This window comes from Actinosynnema mirum DSM 43827 (assembly GCF_000023245.1).
Lineage (GTDB): Bacteria > Actinomycetota > Actinomycetes > Mycobacteriales > Pseudonocardiaceae > Actinosynnema > Actinosynnema mirum.
The window spans coordinates 7,756,689-7,776,851 of sequence record NC_013093.1; the positions used below are offsets into that span (position 1 = coordinate 7,756,689).

General features: G+C 71.0%; 16 protein-coding genes. 1 reads left to right on the forward strand and 15 read right to left on the reverse strand.

Annotated features, from left to right (window positions below):
• Window positions 1-76: 76 nt before the first annotated feature.
• The 12 genes from AMIR_RS32815 to rplJ all read right to left on the reverse strand — a co-directional run bounded on the left by AMIR_RS32815 (window position 77) and on the right by rplJ (window position 16,675).
• Window positions 77-3,973, reverse strand: coding sequence for a DNA-directed RNA polymerase subunit beta' (locus AMIR_RS32815; protein WP_015805301.1), 3,897 nt, complete (start codon window positions 3,971-3,973; stop codon window positions 77-79).
• A 117-nt stretch (window positions 3,974-4,090) separates the two neighbouring features.
• Window positions 4,091-7,573: a DNA-directed RNA polymerase subunit beta gene (gene rpoB, locus AMIR_RS32820; protein ID WP_015805302.1), complete on the reverse strand. Its 3,483-nt coding sequence runs from the start codon at window positions 7,571-7,573 to the stop codon at window positions 4,091-4,093.
• A 412-nt stretch (window positions 7,574-7,985) separates the two neighbouring features.
• The gene (locus tag AMIR_RS36475) at window positions 7,986-8,708 is read right to left on the reverse strand and encodes a hypothetical protein (protein ID WP_143760992.1); all 723 of its coding nucleotides are present in this window, start codon (window positions 8,706-8,708) and stop codon (window positions 7,986-7,988) included.
• 407 nt (window positions 8,709-9,115) lie between these two features.
• Window positions 9,116-10,009, reverse strand: coding sequence for a hypothetical protein (locus AMIR_RS42495; protein ID WP_015805304.1), 894 nt, complete (start codon window positions 10,007-10,009; stop codon window positions 9,116-9,118).
• A gap of 10 nt (window positions 10,010-10,019) precedes the next feature.
• Window positions 10,020-11,435, reverse strand: a complete 1,416-nt coding sequence (locus AMIR_RS42500) for an Mce/MlaD family protein (protein WP_015805305.1) — start codon at window positions 11,433-11,435, stop codon at window positions 10,020-10,022.
• Window positions 11,435-11,788, reverse strand: coding sequence for an MlaD family protein (locus tag AMIR_RS42505; RefSeq protein WP_015805306.1), 354 nt, complete (start codon window positions 11,786-11,788; stop codon window positions 11,435-11,437). Before AMIR_RS42505 ends, AMIR_RS42500 begins: the two co-directional genes overlap by 1 nt.
• 1 nt (window position 11,789) lies before the next feature.
• On the reverse strand, window positions 11,790-12,776 hold the full coding sequence (locus AMIR_RS32845) for an MCE family protein (RefSeq protein ID WP_015805307.1): 987 nt from the start codon (window positions 12,774-12,776) through the stop codon (window positions 11,790-11,792).
• Window positions 12,773-13,612 carry an MlaE family ABC transporter permease gene (locus tag AMIR_RS32850; RefSeq protein ID WP_015805308.1) on the reverse strand — a complete coding sequence of 280 codons (840 nt, stop codon included), beginning with the start codon at window positions 13,610-13,612 and terminating at the stop codon, window positions 12,773-12,775. The genes AMIR_RS32845 and AMIR_RS32850 overlap by 4 nt, the downstream gene beginning before the upstream one ends.
• 1 nt (window position 13,613) lies before the next feature.
• The gene (locus AMIR_RS32855) at window positions 13,614-14,396 is read right to left on the reverse strand and encodes an MlaE family ABC transporter permease (RefSeq protein WP_015805309.1); all 783 of its coding nucleotides are present in this window, start codon (window positions 14,394-14,396) and stop codon (window positions 13,614-13,616) included.
• Window positions 14,393-15,484, reverse strand: a complete 1,092-nt coding sequence (locus AMIR_RS32860) for an ABC transporter ATP-binding protein (RefSeq protein WP_015805310.1) — start codon at window positions 15,482-15,484, stop codon at window positions 14,393-14,395. Before AMIR_RS32860 ends, AMIR_RS32855 begins: the two co-directional genes overlap by 4 nt.
• A 190-nt stretch (window positions 15,485-15,674) precedes the next feature.
• Window positions 15,675-16,058: a 50S ribosomal protein L7/L12 gene (rplL, locus tag AMIR_RS32865; RefSeq protein ID WP_015805311.1), complete on the reverse strand. Its 384-nt coding sequence runs from the start codon at window positions 16,056-16,058 to the stop codon at window positions 15,675-15,677.
• 62 nt (window positions 16,059-16,120) lie between these two features.
• A complete protein-coding gene (gene rplJ, locus AMIR_RS32870) occupies window positions 16,121-16,675 on the reverse strand; it encodes a 50S ribosomal protein L10 (protein ID WP_015805312.1) in 555 nt (184 codons plus the stop codon).
• 274 nt (window positions 16,676-16,949) lie between these two features.
• Between rplJ and AMIR_RS32875 the strand changes: the two genes are divergently transcribed.
• The gene (locus AMIR_RS32875; protein WP_143760994.1) at window positions 16,950-17,873 is read left to right on the forward strand and encodes a hypothetical protein; all 924 of its coding nucleotides are present in this window, start codon (window positions 16,950-16,952) and stop codon (window positions 17,871-17,873) included.
• Window positions 17,874-17,951: 78 nt separating this feature from the next.
• Here the strand turns inward: AMIR_RS32875 and rplA are convergent, their stop codons facing one another.
• The 3 genes from rplA to nusG form a co-directional block, all read right to left on the reverse strand.
• The gene (rplA, locus tag AMIR_RS32880; protein ID WP_015805314.1) at window positions 17,952-18,668 is read right to left on the reverse strand and encodes a 50S ribosomal protein L1; all 717 of its coding nucleotides are present in this window, start codon (window positions 18,666-18,668) and stop codon (window positions 17,952-17,954) included.
• 94 nt (window positions 18,669-18,762) lie between these two features.
• Complete coding sequence (gene rplK, locus AMIR_RS32885) at window positions 18,763-19,197, reverse strand: 50S ribosomal protein L11 (protein ID WP_015805315.1); 435 nt, start codon at window positions 19,195-19,197, stop codon at window positions 18,763-18,765.
• 108 nt (window positions 19,198-19,305) lie between these two features.
• Window positions 19,306-20,106 carry a transcription termination/antitermination protein NusG gene (nusG, locus tag AMIR_RS32890; protein WP_015805316.1) on the reverse strand — a complete coding sequence of 267 codons (801 nt, stop codon included), beginning with the start codon at window positions 20,104-20,106 and terminating at the stop codon, window positions 19,306-19,308.
• Between the last annotated feature and the right edge of the window lie 57 nt (window positions 20,107-20,163).

Sequence of the window (20,163 nt, forward strand, 5' to 3'; positions counted from 1 at the left end):
AGAGCTCAAGAACCCCCGACAAAGGGAGAAGGCCCCCGGCGAAACGCCGAGGGCCTTCCCACAACCAGAGCTGCGGTCAGCGGTAGTCGCGACCGAAGTCGTAGTCGTCCAGCGGAACCGCGGCGCCCGTGCCGGTCCCGAACACGTCCGGCGTGTAGTAGCCGTCGTCGTAGCTCGGGATGGCGTACGCGGCGGCGCGCGCCTCCTCGGTCGGCTGGACCTGGATGTTCCGGTACCGGTTGATGCCGGTGCCGGCCGGGATCAGCTTACCGATGATCACGTTCTCCTTCAGGCCGATCAGCTTGTCCGACCGCCCGTTGATGGCGGCGTCGGTCAGGACGCGCGTCGTCTCCTGGAAGGAGGCCGCCGACAGCCACGAGTCCGTGGCCAGCGACGCCTTCGTGATGCCCATCAGGACCGGGCGACCGGCGGCGGGCTCGCCGCCCTCGGCCACGACCTGGCGGTTGCCCGACTCGAAGTCCGCGCGCTCGACCAGCGAGCCCGGCAGGAACTCCGTCGCACCCGAGTCGATGATCGTGACCCGGCGCAGCATCTGCCGGACGATGACCTCGATGTGCTTGTCGTGGATCGCCACGCCCTGGGCGCGGTAGACCTTCTGGACCTCCTGCACCAGGTGCAGCTGGGCCTCGCGCGGACCCATGACCCGCAGGACCTCGTGCGGGTCGGGCGTGCCCTCCAGCAGCTGCTGGCCGACGCTCACGTGGTCGCCGTCCTGCAGCGGGCCGGTGGCCGTGTTGGCCAGGCGCTGACGCTTCGAGAGCTTCTCGAAGAGGATCTCCTCGGACCCGTCGTCCGGGATGAGGGTGATCTTCCAGAAGCGGTCGCCGTCCTCGATCCGCACGCGGCCGTCGACGTCGGCGATGGGCGCCTTGCCCTTCGGGACGCGGGCCTCGAACAGCTCCTGGACACGCGGCAGACCGGTGGTGATGTCGTCACCGGCCACACCACCCTGGTGGAAGGTGCGCATCGTCAGCTGGGTGCCGGGCTCACCGATCGACTGGGCGGCGACGATGCCGACGGCCTCGCCGACGTCGACCAGCTGGCCGGTGGCCATCGAGCGGCCGTAGCAGGACGCGCACACGCCGACCGCGGACTCGCAGGTCAGCACGGAGCGGACCTTCACCCGGACGACGTTGTTGGTCACCAGGGTCTGGAGCGCCGGGTCGCCCAGGTCGTCACCGCGGTTGAGGACGAGGTTGCCGTCCTTGTCGGTGATGTCCTCGGCCAGGGTCCGGGCGTACACGCTGGTCTGCGCGAACTCGTGCAGGCCGACGCGGTCGCTCAGGACCTCGCCCACGGTCATGCCCACGCCGCGCGTGGTGCCGCAGTCGATCTCGCGGATGATGACGTCCTGCGAGACGTCCACCAGACGACGGGTCAGGTAGCCCGAGTCCGCCGTGCGGAGCGCGGTGTCGGCCAGACCCTTGCGGGCGCCGTGCGTGGCGATGAAGTACTCCAGGACCGACAAGCCCTCGCGGAATGAGTTCTTGATCGGGCGCGGGATGTACTCGCCCTTCGGGTTCGTGACCAGGCCGCGCATACCCGCGAGGGAGCGGACCTGGGTCATGTTGCCCGCCGCGCCGGACTTCACGATCTTGCGGATCGAGTTGTCCTCGGGGAAGTTGTCCTCCATGACCTGGGCGACGTCCTCGGTCGCCTTGGTCCACACCTTGACGAGCTCGTTGTTGCGCTCGGTGTAGGACAGCTGACCGCGCTGGTAGCGCTTCTCCACCGCGTCCGCGAGCTTCTCGTACTCGTCGAGGATGCCCTGCTTGGCCTCGGGGACGAGCACGTCGGAGATCGCGACGGTCACGCCGGAGCGGGTGGCCCAGTGGAAGCCGGCGTCCTTCAGCTTGTCCAGCGTCCGGGCGACGGTGACCATCGGGTACCGCTCGGCGAGGTCGTTGATGACCGTGGCCTGCCGCTTCTTGGGCATGACCTCGTTCAGGAACGGGTAGTCCTGCGGCAGGACCTCGTTGAACAGCACCCGGCCGAGGGTGGTCTCGGCCAGCCACGGCTGACCGGGCTCCCAGCCCTCGGGCTCCTGGCCGCGCGGCGGGTTCTTGTCGGTGATGCGGATCTTGCACATCGCCTGCAGGCCCAGCGCCTTGCGGTCGAACGCCATCTGCGCCTCGGCGGGCGAGGAGTACGCCTGGCCCTCGCCGAGGTCGTCCTCCTTGTGCCAGGTCAGGTGGTACAGACCCGTCACCATGTCCAGTCGCGGCATGGCCAGCGGCTTGCCGGACGCGGGCGAGAGGATGTTGTTCGACGACAGCATCAGCACGCGCGCCTCGGCCTGGGCCTCGGCGGACAGCGGCAGGTGGACGGCCATCTGGTCGCCGTCGAAGTCGGCGTTGAACGCCTCGCAGACGAGCGGGTGGAGCTGGATGGCCTTGCCCTCGACCAGCTGCGGCTCGAAGGCCTGGATGCCGAGGCGGTGCAGCGTGGGCGCGCGGTTGAGCAGCACCGGGTGCTCGGTGATGACCTCTTCGAGGACGTCCCACACGGCGGGGCGGGCGCGCTCGACCATGCGCTTGGCCGACTTGATGTTCTGCGCGTGGTTCAGGTCCACCAGGCGCTTCATCACGAACGGCTTGAACAGCTCCAGCGCCATCTGCTTGGGCAGACCGCACTGGTGCAGCTTGAGCTGCGGGCCGACGACGATGACCGAGCGGCCGGAGTAGTCGACGCGCTTGCCGAGCAGGTTCTGGCGGAACCGGCCCTGCTTGCCCTTGAGCAGGTCGGACAGCGACTTGAGCGGGCGGTTGCCCGGACCGGTCACCGGACGGCCGCGACGGCCGTTGTCGAACAGCGCGTCGACGGCCTCCTGCAGCATCCGCTTCTCGTTGTTGACGATGATCTCGGGCGCGCCGAGGTCGATCAGTCGCTTGAGGCGGTTGTTGCGGTTGATGACGCGGCGGTACAGGTCGTTCAGGTCGGAGGTCGCGAAGCGGCCACCGTCGAGCTGCACCATGGGGCGCAGGTCCGGCGGGATGACCGGGACGCAGTCCAGGACCATGCCCTGCGGGTTGTTGCGGGTCGCCTGGAACGCGGCGACGACCTTGAGGCGCTTGAGGGCGCGGAGCTTCTTCTGGCCCTTGCCGCTGCGGATGGTCTCGCGCAGCACCTCGGCCTCGGCGTCCACGTCGTAGTCGCCGAGCAGCTTCTGGATGGCCTCGGCGCCCATGGCGCCGGTGAAGTAGTCGCCGTACCGGTCGTACAGCTCGCGGTAGAGCTGCTCGTCGGCGATGAGCTGGGCGCGCTCCAGCTTGACGAACGTGCTCCAGATCTCGTCGAGCCGGTCCAGCTCGCGCTGGGCGCGGTCGCGGAGCTGGCGCATCTCGCGCTCGCCGCCCTCCTTGACCTTGCGGCGGACGTCGGACTTGGCGCCCTCGGCCTCCAGCTCGGCCAGGTCGGCTTCCAGCTTCTGCGCGCGGGCCTCGACGTCCGCGTCGCGGCGGTTCTCGACGCGCTTGCGCTCGACCTGCATCTCGCTGTCGAGCGTGGGCTGGTCGGTGTGGCGCAGCTCCGCGTTGACGCCCACGATGACGTAGGCCGCGAAGTAGATGATCTTCTCGAGGTCCTTGGGGGCCAGGTCGAGCAGGTAGCCCAACCGGCTGGGGACGCCCTTGAAGTACCAGATGTGGGTGACCGGCGCGGCCAGTTCGATGTGGCCCATGCGCTCGCGGCGCACCTTGGCGCGGGTCACCTCGACGCCGCAGCGCTCGCAGATGATGCCCTTGAAGCGCACGCGCTTGTACTTGCCGCAGTAGCACTCCCAGTCCCTGGTGGGACCGAAGATCTTCTCGCAGAACAAGCCGTCCTTCTCCGGCTTGAGCGTGCGGTAGTTGATGGTCTCGGGCTTCTTGACCTCGCCGAAGGACCACTGGCGGATGTCGTCCGCGGTGGCGAGACCGATGCGGAGCTCATCGAAGAAGTTGACGTCGAGCACGTCTACTCTCTTCCCCTTTTGGATCGGTTGCCCCGAAAGCAGGGCTGGAGGGCTGGCTCAGGAGCTTGGGGGGACCGAGGGGGCGCCGGTAGGGGCGCCCACCTCGGTTCCGGCGGGTCAGTTGACGACGTCGTCCACGGACGGCGACTCGGACCGCGACAGGTTGATGCCGAGGTTCGCGGCCGCGCGCTCCAGGTCTTCGTCGTCGCCGTCGCGCATCTCGATCGCGGCGCCGTCCGAGGACAGCACCTCGACGTTGAGGCACAGCGACTGGAGCTCCTTGAGCAGCACCTTGAAGGACTCCGGGATGCCCGGCTCCGGGATGTTCTCGCCCTTGACGATGGCCTCGTAGACCTTCACGCGGCCGAGCACGTCGTCGGACTTGATGGTGAGCAGCTCCTGCAGGGTGTAGGCGGCGCCGTACGCCTGCATCGCCCAGCACTCCATCTCACCGAAGCGCTGACCACCGAACTGCGCCTTACCACCCAGCGGCTGCTGCGTGATCATCGAGTACGGGCCGGTGGAACGCGCGTGGATCTTGTCGTCCACCAGGTGCAGCAGCTTCAGGATGTACATGTAGCCGACCGACACGGGGAAGGGGTACGGCTCGCCGCTGCGCCCGTCGAAGAGCTGCGCCTTGCCGTTCTCCTTGACCATGCGCTCGCCGTCGCGGTTCGGGACCGTCGAGCCCAGCAGGCCCGTGATCTCCTCCTCGCGCGCGCCGTCGAAGACGGGCGTGGCGGTCTTGGTGCCGGGGTCGACCTCGTAGAGGTCGGCGGGCAGGTTCTTCGCCCAGTCCGGGTCGCCGTTGATGCTCCAGCCCTGCTTGGCGATCCACCCGAGGTGGGTCTCCAGGACCTGGCCGATGTTCATACGACGCGGGACGCCGTGCGTGTTCAGCACGATGTCGACCGGGGTGCCGTCCTCCAGGAAGGGCATGTCCTCGACGGGGAGGATCTTGCCGATGACGCCCTTGTTGCCGTGGCGGCCGGCGAGCTTGTCGCCGTCCTGGATCTTGCGCTTCTGGGCCACGTACACGCGGACCAGCTCGTTCACGCCGGGGGGCAGCTCGTCGTCGTCCTCGCGGCTGAACACGCGGATGCCGATGACCTTGCCGTACTCGCCGTGCGGCACCTTGAGCGAGGTGTCGCGGACCTCGCGCGCCTTCTCGCCGAAGATCGCGCGGAGCAGCCGCTCCTCGGGGGTCAGCTCGGTCTCGCCCTTGGGCGTGACCTTGCCGACGAGGATGTCGCCCGGCTGGACCTCGGCGCCGATGCGGATGATGCCGCGCTCGTCCAGGTCGGCCAGGACCTCCTCGGAGACGTTCGGGATGTCCCGCGTGATCTCCTCGGCGCCCAGCTTGGTGTCGCGGGCGTCGATCTCGTGCTCCTCGATGTGGATCGAGGTCAGGACGTCGTCCTGCACGAGGCGCTGCGACAGGATGATCGCGTCCTCGTAGTTGTGGCCCTCCCACGGCATGATCGCCACGAGCAGGTTCTTGCCCAGGGCCATCTCGCCGTTCTCGGTGCACGGGCCGTCCGCGAGGACCTGGCCCACCTTCACCTGGTCGCCCTCGTTCACGATGGGCTTCTGGTTGATGCAGGTGCCCTGGTTCGAGCGGCGGAACTTGTGCATCCCGTAGGTCTGGCGGGAGCCGTCGTCGGCCATGACCGTGACGTAGTCGGCGGAGATCTCCTCCACCACGCCGGTCTTCTTGGCCACCACGACGTCACCGGCGTCGACCGCGGCGCGCAGCTCCATGCCGGTGCCGACCAGCGGGGACTCGCTGCGCAGCAGCGGCACCGCCTGGCGCTGCATGTTCGCGCCCATCAGGGCGCGGTTCGCGTCGTCGTGCTCCAGGAAGGGGATCATCGCCGTCGCGGCCGAGACCATCTGGCGGGGCGAGACGTCCATGTAGTCGACGTCGCGCGGGTCGATCATCTCGACCTCGCCGCCCTTCTTGCGGACCAGGACCTTGCCCTCGAGGAAGTTGCCCTCCCCGTCGATCCTGGCGTTCGCCTGGGCCTTGACGTACCGGTCCTCCTCGTCCGCGGTCAGGTAGTCGATCTGGTCGGTGACCCGGCCGTCGACGACCTTGCGGTACGGCGTCTCGATGAAGCCGAACGGGTTGACCCGCCCGTAGGAGGACAGCGAGCCGATCAGGCCGATGTTCGGGCCTTCAGGGGTCTCGATGGGGCACATGCGGCCGTAGTGCGACGGGTGGACGTCGCGGACCTCCATGCCGGCGCGCTCGCGCGACAGACCACCGGGGCCCAGCGCCGAGAGGCGGCGCTTGTGGGTCAGACCGGCCAGCGGGTTGGTCTGGTCCATGAACTGCGAGAGCTGGGACGTGCCGAAGAACTCCTTGATCGCCGCCACGACGGGACGGATGTTGATCAGGGTCTGCGGCGTGATCGCCTCGACGTCCTGGGTCGTCATGCGCTCGCGCACGACGCGCTCCATGCGGGAGAGGCCGACCCGGATCTGGTTCTGGATCAGCTCGCCGACGGTGCGCAGGCGGCGGTTGCCGAAGTGGTCGATGTCGTCGACCTCGACCGGCACCTCGGTCTCGCCCGGCTGCATGCTGGTCTCACCGGCGTGCAGGCGGACCAGGTACTCGATCGTCGTGACGATGTCGTCCTCGGTCAGCACGCCGGTGCTGATCGGGGTGTCCAGGCCCAGCTTCTTGTTGACCTTGTACCGGCCGACCTTGGCGAGGTCGTAGCGCTTCTCCTTGAAGAAGAGCGTCTCCAGCAGGGCCTGGGCGGACTCCTTCGTCGGGGGCTCGCCGGGGCGCAGCTTGCGGTAGATGTCGAGCAGGGCCTCGTCGGTGCCCGCCGTGTGGTCCTTCTCCAGGGTCGTCAGCAGCGTCTCGCTGAAGGAGAAGCGCTCGCGGATCTGCTCGGTGCTCCAGCCGAGGGCCTTGAGCAGCACGGTGACCGGCTGGCGGCGCTTGCGGTCGATGCGGACACCCACGGTGTCGCGCTTGTCGACGTCGAACTCCAGCCACGCGCCCCTGGAAGGGATGATCTTGACCGAGAAGACGTCCTTGTCGGTCGTCTTGTCGATCGCGGTGTCGTAGTAGACGCCGGGGGAACGGACGAGCTGGGACACGACGACCCGCTCGGTGCCGTTGATGATGAACGTGCCCTTGTCCGTCATCATCGGGAAGTCACCCATGAACACCGTCTGGCTCTTGATCTCGCCAGTGGTGTGGTTGGTGAACTCCGCGGTGACGAACAGCGGGGCCGCGTACGTCATGTCCTTGTCCTTGCACTCCTCGGTCGAGGCCTTGACCTCGTCGAAGCGCGGATCGGAGAAGGACAGGGACATCGAGCCGGAGAAGTCCTCGATGGGGGAGATCTCGTTCAGGACCTCTTCGAGGCCGCCCGTCGGCGCCTCGTCGCCCTCGTCGACTCGGCGCTGGAACCACGCCTCGTCGCCGGTGAGCCACTCGAACGACTGGATCTGGAGGTCGAGCAGGTTGGGCGTCTGGAGCGGCTCGTGGATCTTCGCAAACGAAACCCGCTTCGGCGCTCCAGGGATCCCCGACGTGGAGTTGGTCGCAGCAGTGGCCTTGGTCGCGCGAGAGATCGCCAAGATGCGTCCTTCCAGGGACAGGTAGCTGGCTAGTCAGCGGAACTAGCACGGCTGTCAAGGGTGCGGCGATGCCCGGCAATCCAGCTCTCGGCGAAGGGCAAACGGAAAGAGGGCAGCGCAAAGGGGCAGTCTAGCTGCGCGCGCGCAGGCTGTCGAGAGGCACCTGGAAGGACCTTTCTCGTGCTCACCGACAGAGTGACCCGGACGACGCTCGCAGTCAAGATGCCACGCGACGATCACCCTCGTGGCGCACCGCGCGTTTACCGGACGTGACGGCCGTGACCTGCGGGAACGACGCGGGGGTCGGCGTCCGAAGCGGACGCGGGCGGTACGGGCGGGGGAAAACCGCCGGTCGGGACCGTGGGGCGGTGGCGGCGAATACGTGACCCGAATCACTCGTTTTCAGCCTTGTTCACCCTGCGTTCGCACACCTGGCCAGCTCGGCGGCCTGGGTCGCGTCCTGGCCGAACAGGTCCATGCCGTCGACCAGCCAGCGGCCCCCCTCCTTGCGCGCCCCGACCCGCATCATCGCGACGCCGCCGCCGCTGCGGTTGTCGGTGGTGCGGGTGGTGACCTGGTCGAGGAAGAGCAGGACGGTGGCGCGGTCGCCGTCGAGCGAGGTGACGCCGCTGGTCACGGCCTTCACGGTGACCACGAGCTTCTGCTCGGGGGCGAGGGCGCGGACCTGGCCGAAGATCGCGTCGTACTGGCACTTGGCCCGGCCGGCCAGCACCTCGCCCGCGGCGCGCTCGGTGGCGCCGACGTCGGCGAAGTCGTAGGAGAAGGCCCGCTCGACGGCGTCCCGCACCTGCCCGCCGACCTCGGCGGTCCCGGCGGCGTCGACGAGGGCGCGGTCGTAGGCGACTCGGGAGGCGGCGGTCTGGAACCAGGCTCCGAGGGCGAGGAGGAGGGCGGAGAGGAGGACGAGGGCGGCGGGGAGGAGCCAGGGGCGGCGGGGTGGGGTGGAGGGCTCGGGGGTGGGGTCGGTCGACAGGACCTGGTGCCCGCGCTTGCGCTTGGCGCGCGGGCGCGGCGGGGACGGCGGTTCGCCACCATCCGCGATCGACGCGTCACCCCCGGTCGGCGAGGGGGCGACGGAACCGGGCCTGAGCGGCTCCACACCGTTCTTGATCAACTCGGGAGCGTGATCGTCCCGGGAGGCGTCGGCCGGCGGCTCCACGGGGCGCTCAGAGGCCGGTTCGGCGGGTGGGGACGCCGGGGAGGGCGCGGGTGCGGTCACCGAGGCGGGTGCGACGGGTGCGACGGCCTCCGGAGCGGCCTCCTGGGCGTCCTCCGGAGCGGTCGCCTCCGGGCGCTCGTCGCGCGCGGTCGGCGCGGTCGGGCTGGCCGCGGACGGGGTCGTGGCCGCGTCCGGCGGCGTGGTCGTGCCCTCCGGTGGGGTCGGGTGTTCGGTGGTCGGGGTGGGTGGGGGTTCCGAGGGTGCGGGCGGGCCTGGCCTGCGCAGGCCGGCCACTCGGGGCCTGGTCCTGGGCGGGCTGGGGACGGGGCGGCGGCGCTGGGGTGGCATTCGCGGGGCTCCTCTCACGCGCCGCCTGCCGCGACCGGGCCGAGGGCCGCCAGCTTCCAGCCGGCGTCGGTCCTGGTCAGGGCGGTGCGGTAGCGGTTGATCTTCTTCACCGGTTGGCCGCCCTCCGGGGCGACGGTGGTCTCCACCACGGCGATCAGCGCCGCGGTCCCGGCTCGGGCGTCGAGCTCGGTCACGGCGGCGTCCAGGACGCGGCTGGTGGTGACGGTCTTCGCGGCCTCGATCTGCTCGCGGCGGGTCTGCCTGCCCTCCTCGACCTCGCGGCGCAGGTCGCCGGTCGAGCTGTCCAGCCAGCGGTCCAGGTCCTCGTCGACCTTCCGGAAGTCGAGCGTGGTGAAGTTGACGACCCCGACCTGGCCGACCCTGAGCACCTCGTCGCGCTCCCGCGCGTAGGCCACCGAGTCCCCGGTGGACGCGCTCCACCAGGTCATCCCGGCCCACAGCGCGTACCCGGCGGACAGCACCACGAGCACCACCGCCACCGGGAGCACCCGCCCCCACCCCCGCGCGCCCCCGGACCGCCAAGCCGCGACCGGGGCATCACCGTCAGGCGAGTCCCCGACCGGCGCGTCCTCGGCTGGCGCGCCCTCGGCCGACTGGTCCTCGGTCGGCGAGTCGCCGCCCGGTCCGTCCCCACCCGGCGAGCCCCTGCCTGGCGAATCCCCACCTGCGGGGTCCGGCTCGGCGTCCGCCGCCTCCTCGGCGGGCGTGGCCGAGTCCCGGTCCGCAGCGGCACCCGGCGCGTCCGCGTCCCGCGCCTCGGGGCCTGCCCCGTCCGCGTCCCGCGTCCCGCCCTCCGCCGCCTCTCCGCTCCCCGCCTCCGGAGGGCGGTGCTCCTCCGACTCCCCCAGGTCCGACTCCCGCAGGTCCGACTCGCGCGCTCCCGCCACGTCCCCTCCCTCAGCCCGGCAGCCCGAGCAACTGGCCCAACCCGATCAGCAGCGGCGCCCCGTCCTCCGGCGCCGCAGGCTCCCGCCCCGGCTGCTCCGCCTCTCCCCCGCCCGGCGTGCTCGGCACGCCGGGGTGCGGCGCGTTCTGCGCCCCCCGCACCCCCGTCGCGCTCCCCCGCGCCAGCGCGCAGCGCGCCCCGCCGTTCAGCGGCGGCGCGGTCGCCGTGTCCGCGCCCTGCCGGATCCTGGTGCCCTCGTAGCCGACCGCGCAGGGCAGCGGGTCGAGGACGTTCAGCGCCAGCCCGAACCGCGCCCGCCCGTCGCCCGGCGCGACGGTGCGCGCGCCCGCGATCGCCAGCGGGTAGGTCACCGCGAGCTGCTCGATCCCGTCGAGCCTGGTCACCACGACGTCCGCGGTGGTCAGCAGGTTCGCCAGCAGCGCGCCGACCGCCGTCCCGCTCTCCGCCGGCAGCCCCGCCACCTGCTCGGCCGCCCCAGGCGCGACCGCGATCAGCCGCCGCAGGTCCCCGTCCGAGGACTTGAGCCGCTCGGCCAGGGCGCGCAGTTCCGCGCTGATCCCCCGGACCTGACCGCCGAGCCGGGCCTGGGTGTCGAGCACGACCGCGCCGTCCCGGATCAGCGCGGTGGTCCGCGGCAGGTGCTCGGTCGCGGCTGCGGTGGACGACCGGGCGCCGTCCAGCAGCGCCCGCAGGTCGGCGCGGTTGCGGCCCACGGTGTCCGCGGCGACGTCGGCGAGCGGGTCCAGCGAGGTGAGCAGGGCGACCAGCCGGGTGCGCTGGTCGGCGAGCACCCGCAGGCCGGGTTCGAGGCCGTCGAGCGCGCCCGCGACCTGGTCGCGCCGGACGGCGAGCGCGCCGCCGAACCGGTTGACCGCGCCGTCGCCGAGCCGCTCGGCCGCCCCGCTCCCGGACGCGGCCAGTTCCACGAACTTCTCGCCGAGCAGCGCGGACTGCCGCAGGCTCGCCACGGCGTCGGCGGGCGGCGCGACGACCCGGAACGGCCGGTCGCCCAGGTCCGCGCCACCGGGCAGCGGCAGTGCCCCGCTGAGCAGCGGTTCCAGCTCCCGGCACGCCGACGACAGCGGCCCCGGCACCCGTCCCGGCTCCACGGACTGGAGCAGCTTGCACACCAGCACGATCGGCGGCTGGTTCAGCTCGTTGACGTCCGCCCTGGTGTCGAGCGTCCCGGAGGTCCCGTTGTAGGTGTTGAGCAGGTTCCCGGCGGCCAGCGGCGCCACGTCCAGCACCCCGCCCAGCTCGTCGCGCTCGTCGGCGAGCAGCCCGGTGACGTCGCCGAGCGCGAGCCCGTTGCCGTCGAGCACGTCGGCGGAGCTGTCCAGCAGGTCGGCGAGCGCGCCGTCCCGGTTGGCCCCGTCCGGCCCGAGCGCGGTCGCGAGCCGCTCCATCACCGGCCCCCGGTGTGCGCGGGCGCGAGCTGCACGTACCGGTCGCCGACCACGCTCGGCGCGACCACGACGGCCCGCGCGTCGGCGGGTACCGGCACCCGCCGGTCCAGCTCCACGGCCACCCGCACCACGCGCCCCCTCGGCTCGACGGCGACCACCGTCCCGACCCGCACCCCGAGCACCCGCACGTCCGAGCCGGGGTAGAGCCCCACGGCGGAGGCGAACAGCGCGCTCACCCTGCGGTTCTCCACCCCGCTGAACGCCCACCGCAGCGCGGTGGCGCCCACGACCGCGAGCACGCAGGCGAGCGCGCCCCACCGGACCAGCCGCGCCCGCGCCCTGGTCGTGGCCACGTCAGCCCCCTCCCATCGGCGTGCGCTGGACTCCCGGCGGCAGGCAGCCCTCCTCGGTGAACCCGACCAGCCCGAGGTCCACCGACGGCGGCAGCAGCCCGCACAGGTAGGTGTCGAACCAGCGCCCGTTGCCGAGGGTGGCGGCGACCAGGCCGAGGTTCGCGATGTCGGTCCTGAGCGGCGGCCGGGCCTCGTCCAGGAAGCCCGCGGTGGTGGACGCCAGGTCGCCGAGCGCGGAGATGGCCTCGCCGACGACCCGGTCGCGGGAGGCGAGGGTGGAGGTGAGGGAGGCGGTGTGCCGCAGCAGCGCGTCCACCGTGCCGCCCTCGCCCTGGAGCACCTGCGCGATCCGGGTGGACAGCCGGTTCACCTCCTCCGGGGAGAGCTCCTGGAACAGCGGCTTGAAGCCGGTGAACAGCGCGGTCAGGGCGAGCGCGGGCCGGGTGCGCTCCAGCGGGATGCCGCCGCCGGGCGGCAGCGCCTCCCCGACCGGGCCCGCGCCCTGCTCCAGCGCGAGGTAGCGCCTGCCGACGAGGTCGCGGTACTCGATCGCGGCGGTGGTGGACGCGGGCAGCGAGCGCTCCCCGGTGAGCGAGAACGCGACCTCGGCGGAGCTGCGCCCCCGACCGCGCTGATCCACCACCCGCACCCCGTCCACCCTGCCGACCCTCACGCCCGCGACGCGCACGTCGTCGCCCTCGGCGAGGCCGGTCGCGTCGGTGAACCGGGCGGTGCAGCCGGTGCTCGGTCCGAGGTCGGCGCTCTCGATGGTCGTGTCGGCCAGCGCGGTGATGCCCCGCCGCAGCTCGGGCAGCTCCGCGCTGACCCAACCCACCACCAGCCCCGGGACCTTCACGTCCGAGTCCACCGCGAGCTGGTTCCCGACCCGGTCGGCGCGCAGCAGCACGGTGGTCGTGGTGGTGGTCGCGCCCCGGTACGGCGCGACCACGACGAGCACGGCCACCCCGAGGAGGCGGTCGCGGCTCATCCGGCGATCCGCACCGTCGTGGTGGTGCCCCAGATGGCCAGGCTGAGGAAGAAGTCCAGCAGGCTCGTGGTGACGATCGCGGTGCGCACCGCCCGCCCGACCGCGACGCCCACGCCCGCCGGTCCGCCGGACGCCCGGTACCCGTAGTAGCAGTGCGTCAGGATGATCACCACCGCGAACACCAGGACCTTGCCGAACGACCAGAGCACGTCCTCGGGTGGCAGGAACAGCGTGAAGTAGTGGTCGTAGGTGCCCGCCGACTGGCCGTAGAAGTGCACGGTGACGGTCCGCGCGGCCAGGTACGAGGTGAGCAGGCCGATCACGTACAGCGGCACGATCGCCGCGAACCCGGCCACGATCCGGGTGGTCACCAGGTACGGCAGGCTCGGCACGCCCATGACCTCCAGCGCGTCGATCTCCTCGGAGATCCGCATCGCGCCGAGCTGCGCGGTGAACCCGGACCCGACCGTCGCCGACAGCGCGAGTCCCGCGACCAGCGGCGCGATCTCGCGGGTGTTGAAGTAGGCCGAGACGAACCCGGCGAACGCCGAGGTGCCGATCTGGTCGAGCGCGGTGAACCCCTGCAGGCCCACGACCGTGCCGGTGAACACGGACAGGCCCACCATGACGCCGATCGTGCCGCCGATGACGGCCAGCGCGCCGCTGCCGAAGCTGACCTCGGCGAGCAGCCGCAGCACCTCGCGGTGGTAGCGGGTGATCGCGCGGGGCGCCCAGGCGAGCGCGCGCAGGTAGAACCACAGCTGGTCGCCGAGGGAGTCCAGCCCCCGCAGCGGGGCGCTCGCCGCGCGTCGCGCCCGCTCGCCGGTCGTGGCCACGTCAGCTCCCCTTCGCGGGCACGACCTGGAGGTAGATCGTGGTGAGGACGAAGTTGGCGAAGAACAGCAGCAGGAACGTGACGACCACGGCCTGGTTGACCGCGTCGCCGACGCCCTTGGGGCCGCCCGCCGGGTTCAGGCCCCGGTAGGCGGCGACGATGCCCGCGATGAACCCGAACACCAGCGCCTTGAGCTCGCCGATCCACAGGTCGGACAGCTGCGCGAGCGCCGAGAAGCTGGCCAGGTACGCGCCGGGCGTGCCGTCCTGCAGGACGACGTTGAAGAAGTAGCCGCCCATGACGCCGACGACGCTGACCATGCCGTTGAGCAGCACCGCGACCACCATCGCGGCCAGCACCCTGGGCACCACCAGCCGGTGCACCGGCGAGACGCCGAGCACCTCCATGGCGTCGATCTCCTCGCGGATCGTGCGGGAGCCGAGGTCCGCGCAGATGGCGCTGCCGCCCGCGCCCGCGATGAGCAGCGCGGTCACGATCGGGCTGGCCTGCTGGATGATCGCCAGCACGCTGGCCGCGCCGGTGAACGACTGGGCGCCGATCTGCCTGGTCAGCGAGCCCAGCTGGAGGGCGATGACCGCGCCGAACGGGATGGACACCAGCGCGGTCGGCAGCACCGTGACGCTGACCAGGAACCAGCACTGCTGCACGAACTCGCGCACCTGGAACGGTCGCCGGAAGGACGCCGCGACCACCTGGCCCGCGAGCGCGAACAGCCTGCCGGTCTCGCGCAGCAGACCGGCTCCGGGTAACGCCGGGGTGCTCACGCGAGGTCTCCCGGTCCGGTGCGGGGAACCGGTGCTCCGGCGGGGCGCTCGTCCACCCGCGTCGGCGGGTTCGCCGGTCCCGCGAGCGCGGCGTAGCGCTGCCGCTCCTGCGGGGTCAGGCTGGCCACGATGCCCTGCCGGGCGCGCGGCGGCAGGGTGTGCAGGACGTCCATGACCCGGTCCTTGCGCCTGCGCACCGCCCGCCTCGGCGGCAGTCCCGGCGTGGGTTCGAGCTGCGGCACGACGCCGCGCACGTCCTCGTCCGGCGAGCCGTCCGCGTGCCCGGCCGCGCGGTGGGCGAGCTCGGCGGCGATGGTGGCCTGGTCCTTCTCCTCGGACATGCCGATGGGCCCGTTGCGGCGGCCGTTGAGGAACTGCTCCACCACCGGTTCCTCGCTGGTCAGCAGGACCTCTCTGGGTCCGAACACGACCAGCTCCCGGCGGAAGAGCATCCCCAAGTTGTCCGGGACGGTGCGGGCGACGGTGATGTTGTGGGTGACGATCAGGATGGTCGCGTCGATCTGCGCGTTCAGGTCGATGAGCAGCTGGCTCAGGTAGGCGGTGCGCACCGGGTCGAGCCCGGAGTCCGGCTCGTCGCACAGGATGATCTCCGGGTCGAGCACGAGCGCCCGCGCCAGCCCGGCCCGCTTGCGCATCCCGCCGGAGATCTCGCCGGGCAGCTTCCGCTCGGCCCCGACGAGGCCGACCATCTCCATCTTCTCCAGCACGATCCGCCGGATCCCGGTCTCGGACTCGCGGGTGTGCTCGCGCAGCGGGAACGCCACGTTGTCGAAGAGGGTCATCGAGCCGAACAGGGCGCCGTCCTGGAACAGCACGCCGAACAGCTTGCGGATCTCGTACAGCTCCCGCTCGGAGCAGCGGACCAGGTCGGTGCCGTTGACCGTGATGCTGCCGCGCTCGGGCTTGAGCAGCCCGACCAGCGACTTGAGGAACACGGATTTGCCGGTCCCGGACGGTCCGAGCATCACGCTGACCTCGCCCGCGGGCACGGTCAGCGTCACGTCCCGCCAGATGTTCTGCCCGCCGAAGGACTTCGTGAGGCCGTCGACCACCACTTCGACGCCCATCCCACCTCCCCGTCGCCGCCGCCGTCAGCCGCGCCGCCGTGACACCCATCACGTGATCGTCTTCACAGTGCAACGAGGCGCTCTCTAAGGGGTTACTCCTCGGTCGGGGGAACGTCAGTAACGGAAGGGCAACAAAAAAGGGCGGGCCCCCCGAATGGGGGACCCGCCCTTGAAGCGCTGAAGCGTCAGATCACTTGAGCGAGATCTTGGCGCCGGCGGCCTCGAGCTTCTCCTTGGCGGCGTCGGCGACGTCCTTCGCCACGCTCTCCAGGATCGGCTTCGGAGCGGCCTCGACCAGCTCCTTGGCCTCCTTCAGGCCCAGGCCCGAGACGACCTCGCGGACGACCTTGATGACCTGGATCTTCTTGTCGCCAGCCGACTCGAGGACGACGGTGAACTCGTCCTTCTCGTCGACCTCGACGGCGGCAGCGGCGGCCGGGCCGGCGGCGACGGCGACCGGAGCAGCGGCGGTGACCTCGAAGGTCTCCTCGAACTGCTTCACGAAGGCCGACAGCTCCAGGAGGGTCATCTCCTTGAACGCGTCGAGCAGCTCGTCGGTGCTGAGCTTCGCCATGATGGCGGTCCTTTCTGTTCAACGCCCGAACTGCGGCCGGACGCGGAGTCTGTTTGGTGTGATCAGCTCTCGGCGGGCTCGGCAGGAGCGTCGGCAGGCGCGTCGGCCTGCTTCTTCTCCACCAGAGCGGCGGCCAGGCGAGCGACCTGGGAGGCGGGGGCGTTGAACAGACCCGCGGCCTTGGCCAGGTTGCCCTTCATCGCGCCCGCCAGCTTGGCGAGCAGCACCTCACGGCTCTCGAGGTCCGCGATAGCGGTGACCTCGTCAACCGAGAGGGGGCGGCCATCCATGTAGCCGCCCTTGATGACCAGGGCCTTGTTGTCCTTCGCGAAGTCGCGCAGGGCCTTCGCCGCGTCGACCGGCTCGCCCTCGACGAACGCGATCGCGGTCGGGCCGACGAGCAGGGCCTCGAGGCCCTCGACGCCCGCGTCCTCCGCGGCACGCTTGACCAGCGTGTTCTTCGCAACGGTGTAAGTGGTGCCCGCGCCGAGAGCGCGACGCAGCGTGGTGAGCTGCGCCATGGAGAGGCCACGGTACTCGGTGACGACAGCGGCCGAGCTACCGCGGAACTTGTCCGACAGCTCGGCGACGGCCGAAACCTTGCTGGGCTTCGCCATGATCGCCTCCTCTCTGGGCTTGGTGACGCCGATCAGCCGAGAGGTCCGCGTTCTGGGCACAAAAAAACGCCCCTGCGCGGCAGCACAAGGGCGGACGGATCACGGCGAGCCGCGATCAGGCCATACCTCGTCCTCCTGCGCGGGTCGCCCGCTGTACCAGCGGGACCTTCGTCCTCACGCCCGAGAGGGCGCGATGAGACCAGCGGTCTTGGGTGGAACTCGGCAAGCGTAACCGACGCTTCCCCGCTGGACCAAATCCGGGATGATGACGGGCGTGACGGACGAGCAGCGCCCACCTGACCTCGACCCTGAGCAGCTCCGCCGGTTCCAGGAGTTCCAGCGGTTCCAGGAGTTCGAGCGCTTCCAGGAGGCGCAGCGGCAGCAGGACGCGCTCCCGCCCGGCGGCGCGGACTCCGGGAACCTGCCGCAGGTGGTCGAGGGCAGCGCGGTCGACCAGGGCCCGGTGACCGACCCCCGGCTCGCCGAGGGCGCGCCGCAGCCGCAGCAGGCGCCCCCGCGGTTCCCGCCCGGCGGCTTCCCGGCAGGCGGCCCGCAGCCGGGCCAGGCGCCCGGCCACCCGCCACCCGGTCACCCCGCCCCCGGCTACCCCGTGCCGCACCAGCAGCCGTACCCGCCGCCCGCGCCCGCCGTGCACAAGGGCAAGCCGTGGTGGCAGCACGTGCTGGCCAGCAGGCTGGTGCGCAGGCTGGTCACCCTGGGCGTGCTGCTGCTGGTGCTCCAGTACTTCTACGACCAGTACTTCGGCGGTGAGCAGCCCGGCGACCGCGCGCAGACCGCGGGCGGGCCGACCGGCGAGGCCGTGGAGATGGCGCCGGACACGCCGGTGAAGACGATCGCGAAGCTGTACGGCGACGTGGGCTCCGGCCGGGTCCGGGCGTGCAAGGTGCTGTTCAGCGAGGACGCCGCCAGGGACGGGTTCGCCTCGGCCTTCGGCGCGGGCACCTGCGAGGAGGCGTTCGCCGCGCTCAAGCCGCAGGTCACGCACGTGACGAACTACAGCGGCGTCTCGTTCTCCAGCGAGCTGTACAAGACGCCGACGACCGACGTCGTGGTGGTCAGCTCCTGCGAGGCCGTCGTGTCCGGCGGACCGAGGCTGGGGAAGTTCACCGTGACCCGGCAGAGCAACGAGAAGTGGATGATCTCGGCCTACGAGCAGGAGACCTGCGCCCAGCCGTAGCGCCGCGGGAGACCTGGAAAAACGCCGAACCCCCGGTCTGCTGACCGGGGGTTCGGCGTGAGCTCAGGTGCGGGACCGTCAGACGGCGGCCTCGTCCGAGAGCAGGTTGCGCGTGCGGTTCGGGTCCACGGGGATGCCGGGGCCCATCGTCGTCGAGACGGTCACCTTCTTGACGTACCGGCCCTTCGCGGCGGAGGGCTTGGCACGCAGGATCTCGTCCAGCGCGGCGGCGTAGTTCTCGACCAGCTTCTCCGGGTCGAACGACACCTTGCCGATGACGAGGTGCAGGTTCGCCTGCTTGTCGACGCGGAAGTTGATCTTACCGCCCTTGATGTCCGTCACGGCCTTGCTGACCTCGGGGGTCACGGTGCCGGTCTTCGGGTTCGGCATCAGGCCACGCGGGCCGAGGATGCGGGCGATGCGGCCGACCTTGGCCATCTGGTCCGGCGTCGCGATCGCGGCGTCGAAGTCCAGCCAGCCGCCCTGGATGCGGGCGATCAGCTCGTCGGTGCCGACCGCGTCCGCACCGGCGGCCTCGGCCTCGGCGGCCTTGTCACCCGTGGCGAAGACGATCACGCGGGCGGTCTTGCCCGTACCGTGCGGCAGGTTCACGGTGCCGCGGACCATCTGGTCGGCCTTGCGGGGGTCGACGCCCAGCCGGATGGCGACCTCGACGGTCGCGTCCAGCTTCACCTTGGAGGTCTCCTTGGCGAGCTTGGCGGCCTCCAGCGGCGAGTACAGCCGCTCCCGGTCCACCAGCTCGGCGGCGTTCTTGTACGCCTTGCTGCGCTTCATGCTTCTGTCCTTCTGAGTGGATCAGTAGTGGTCCGGGCCGCGCTGGGCCCTCCCACGCTGTCGGGGTGCCCCGCGAACGGGGCGCGGAGGAGGGTCAGCCCTCGACCGTGATGCCCATGGAGCGGGCGGTACCAGCGATGATCTTCGCGGCCTGGTCGACGTCGTTCGCGTTCAGGTCGACCATCTTGGTCTGCGCGATCTCGCGCACCTGCTCCATGGTCACCTTGGCGACCTTGAGGCGGTGCGGCTCGCCCGAGCCCTTCTCCACGCCGGCGGCCTTGAGGATCAGCTTCGCGGCGGGCGGGGTCTTGAGCTTGAAGTCGAACGACCGGTCCTCGTAGACCGAGATCTCGACCGGCACCACGGTTCCGCGCTGCGACTCGGTGGCCGCGTTGTACTGCTTGCAGAACTCCATGATGTTGACGCCGTGCTGGCCCAGCGCGGGGCCGACCGGCGGGGCCGGGTTCGCGGCGCCGGCCTTGATCTGCAGCTTGATGACCGCTGCGAGCTTCTTCTTCTTGGGTGGCATCTCAGTGCTTCCTCTATTGCGGTGTCCGCGCGCGGCCCTGCCAGCCGCAGCGTGGCTGCCCGCTCCCCCTGGGGTCCCCCCGGCTCAGACCGGGGGGAGGGAGGCGGATCAGATCTTGGAGACCTGGCTGAACGACAGCTCGACCGGCGTCTCGCGACCGAAGATCGACACGAGGACCTTGAGCTTCTGGCCGTCCGCGTTGACCTCGCTGATGGTGGCGGGCAGCGTCGCGAAGGGACCGTCCATGACGGTGACCGACTCGCCCACCTCGAAGTCCACCTCGACGGTCGACTTGACCGGGGTGGTCGCGGCCTTCTTGCCCGCGGCGGGCTCCTGCTTGCCCTGGGGGAGCAGGAACTTCAGCACCTCGTCGACGGTCAGCGGCGACGGCTTGGAGGTCGCGCCCACGAACCCGGTGACACCGGGCGTGTTGCGCACCGCGCTCCAGGAACCGTCGTTCAGCTCCATGCGGACCAGGATGTAGCCGGGCAGCACCTTGCGCTGCACCTGCTTGCGCTGGCCGTTCTTGATCTCGGTGACTTCCTCGGTCGGCACCTCGACCTGGAAGATGTAGTCCTCCATGTCGAGCGTCTGGATGCGCGTCTCGAGGTTGGTCTTGACCTTGTTCTCGTAGCCGGCGTATGAGTGCACGACGTACCAGTCGCCGGGCGCGCGGCGCAGGGCCTCGCGCATCTCGGCGGCGGGGTCGGCGGGCTCGGCGTCGATCGGGGTGCTGTCGAGCTCGACGACGTCGACATCACCGTCAGCGGTGTCCTCGGTGGAGACCTCGGTGGTGTCCTCCGACGACGCCTCAGCCTCGACCTCGACGCGCTCCTCCCCGGTGCCGGGGTCGCGCTCGTCGGTCAGGTCGGTCAGCTCCTGGGCGCTCGCGCCGTTCTCGGAGGTCACTGTTGGTCTCGCTTCCTTTCGTGCATCACGTGCCCAGCCTGTCACAGCCCCGCGACG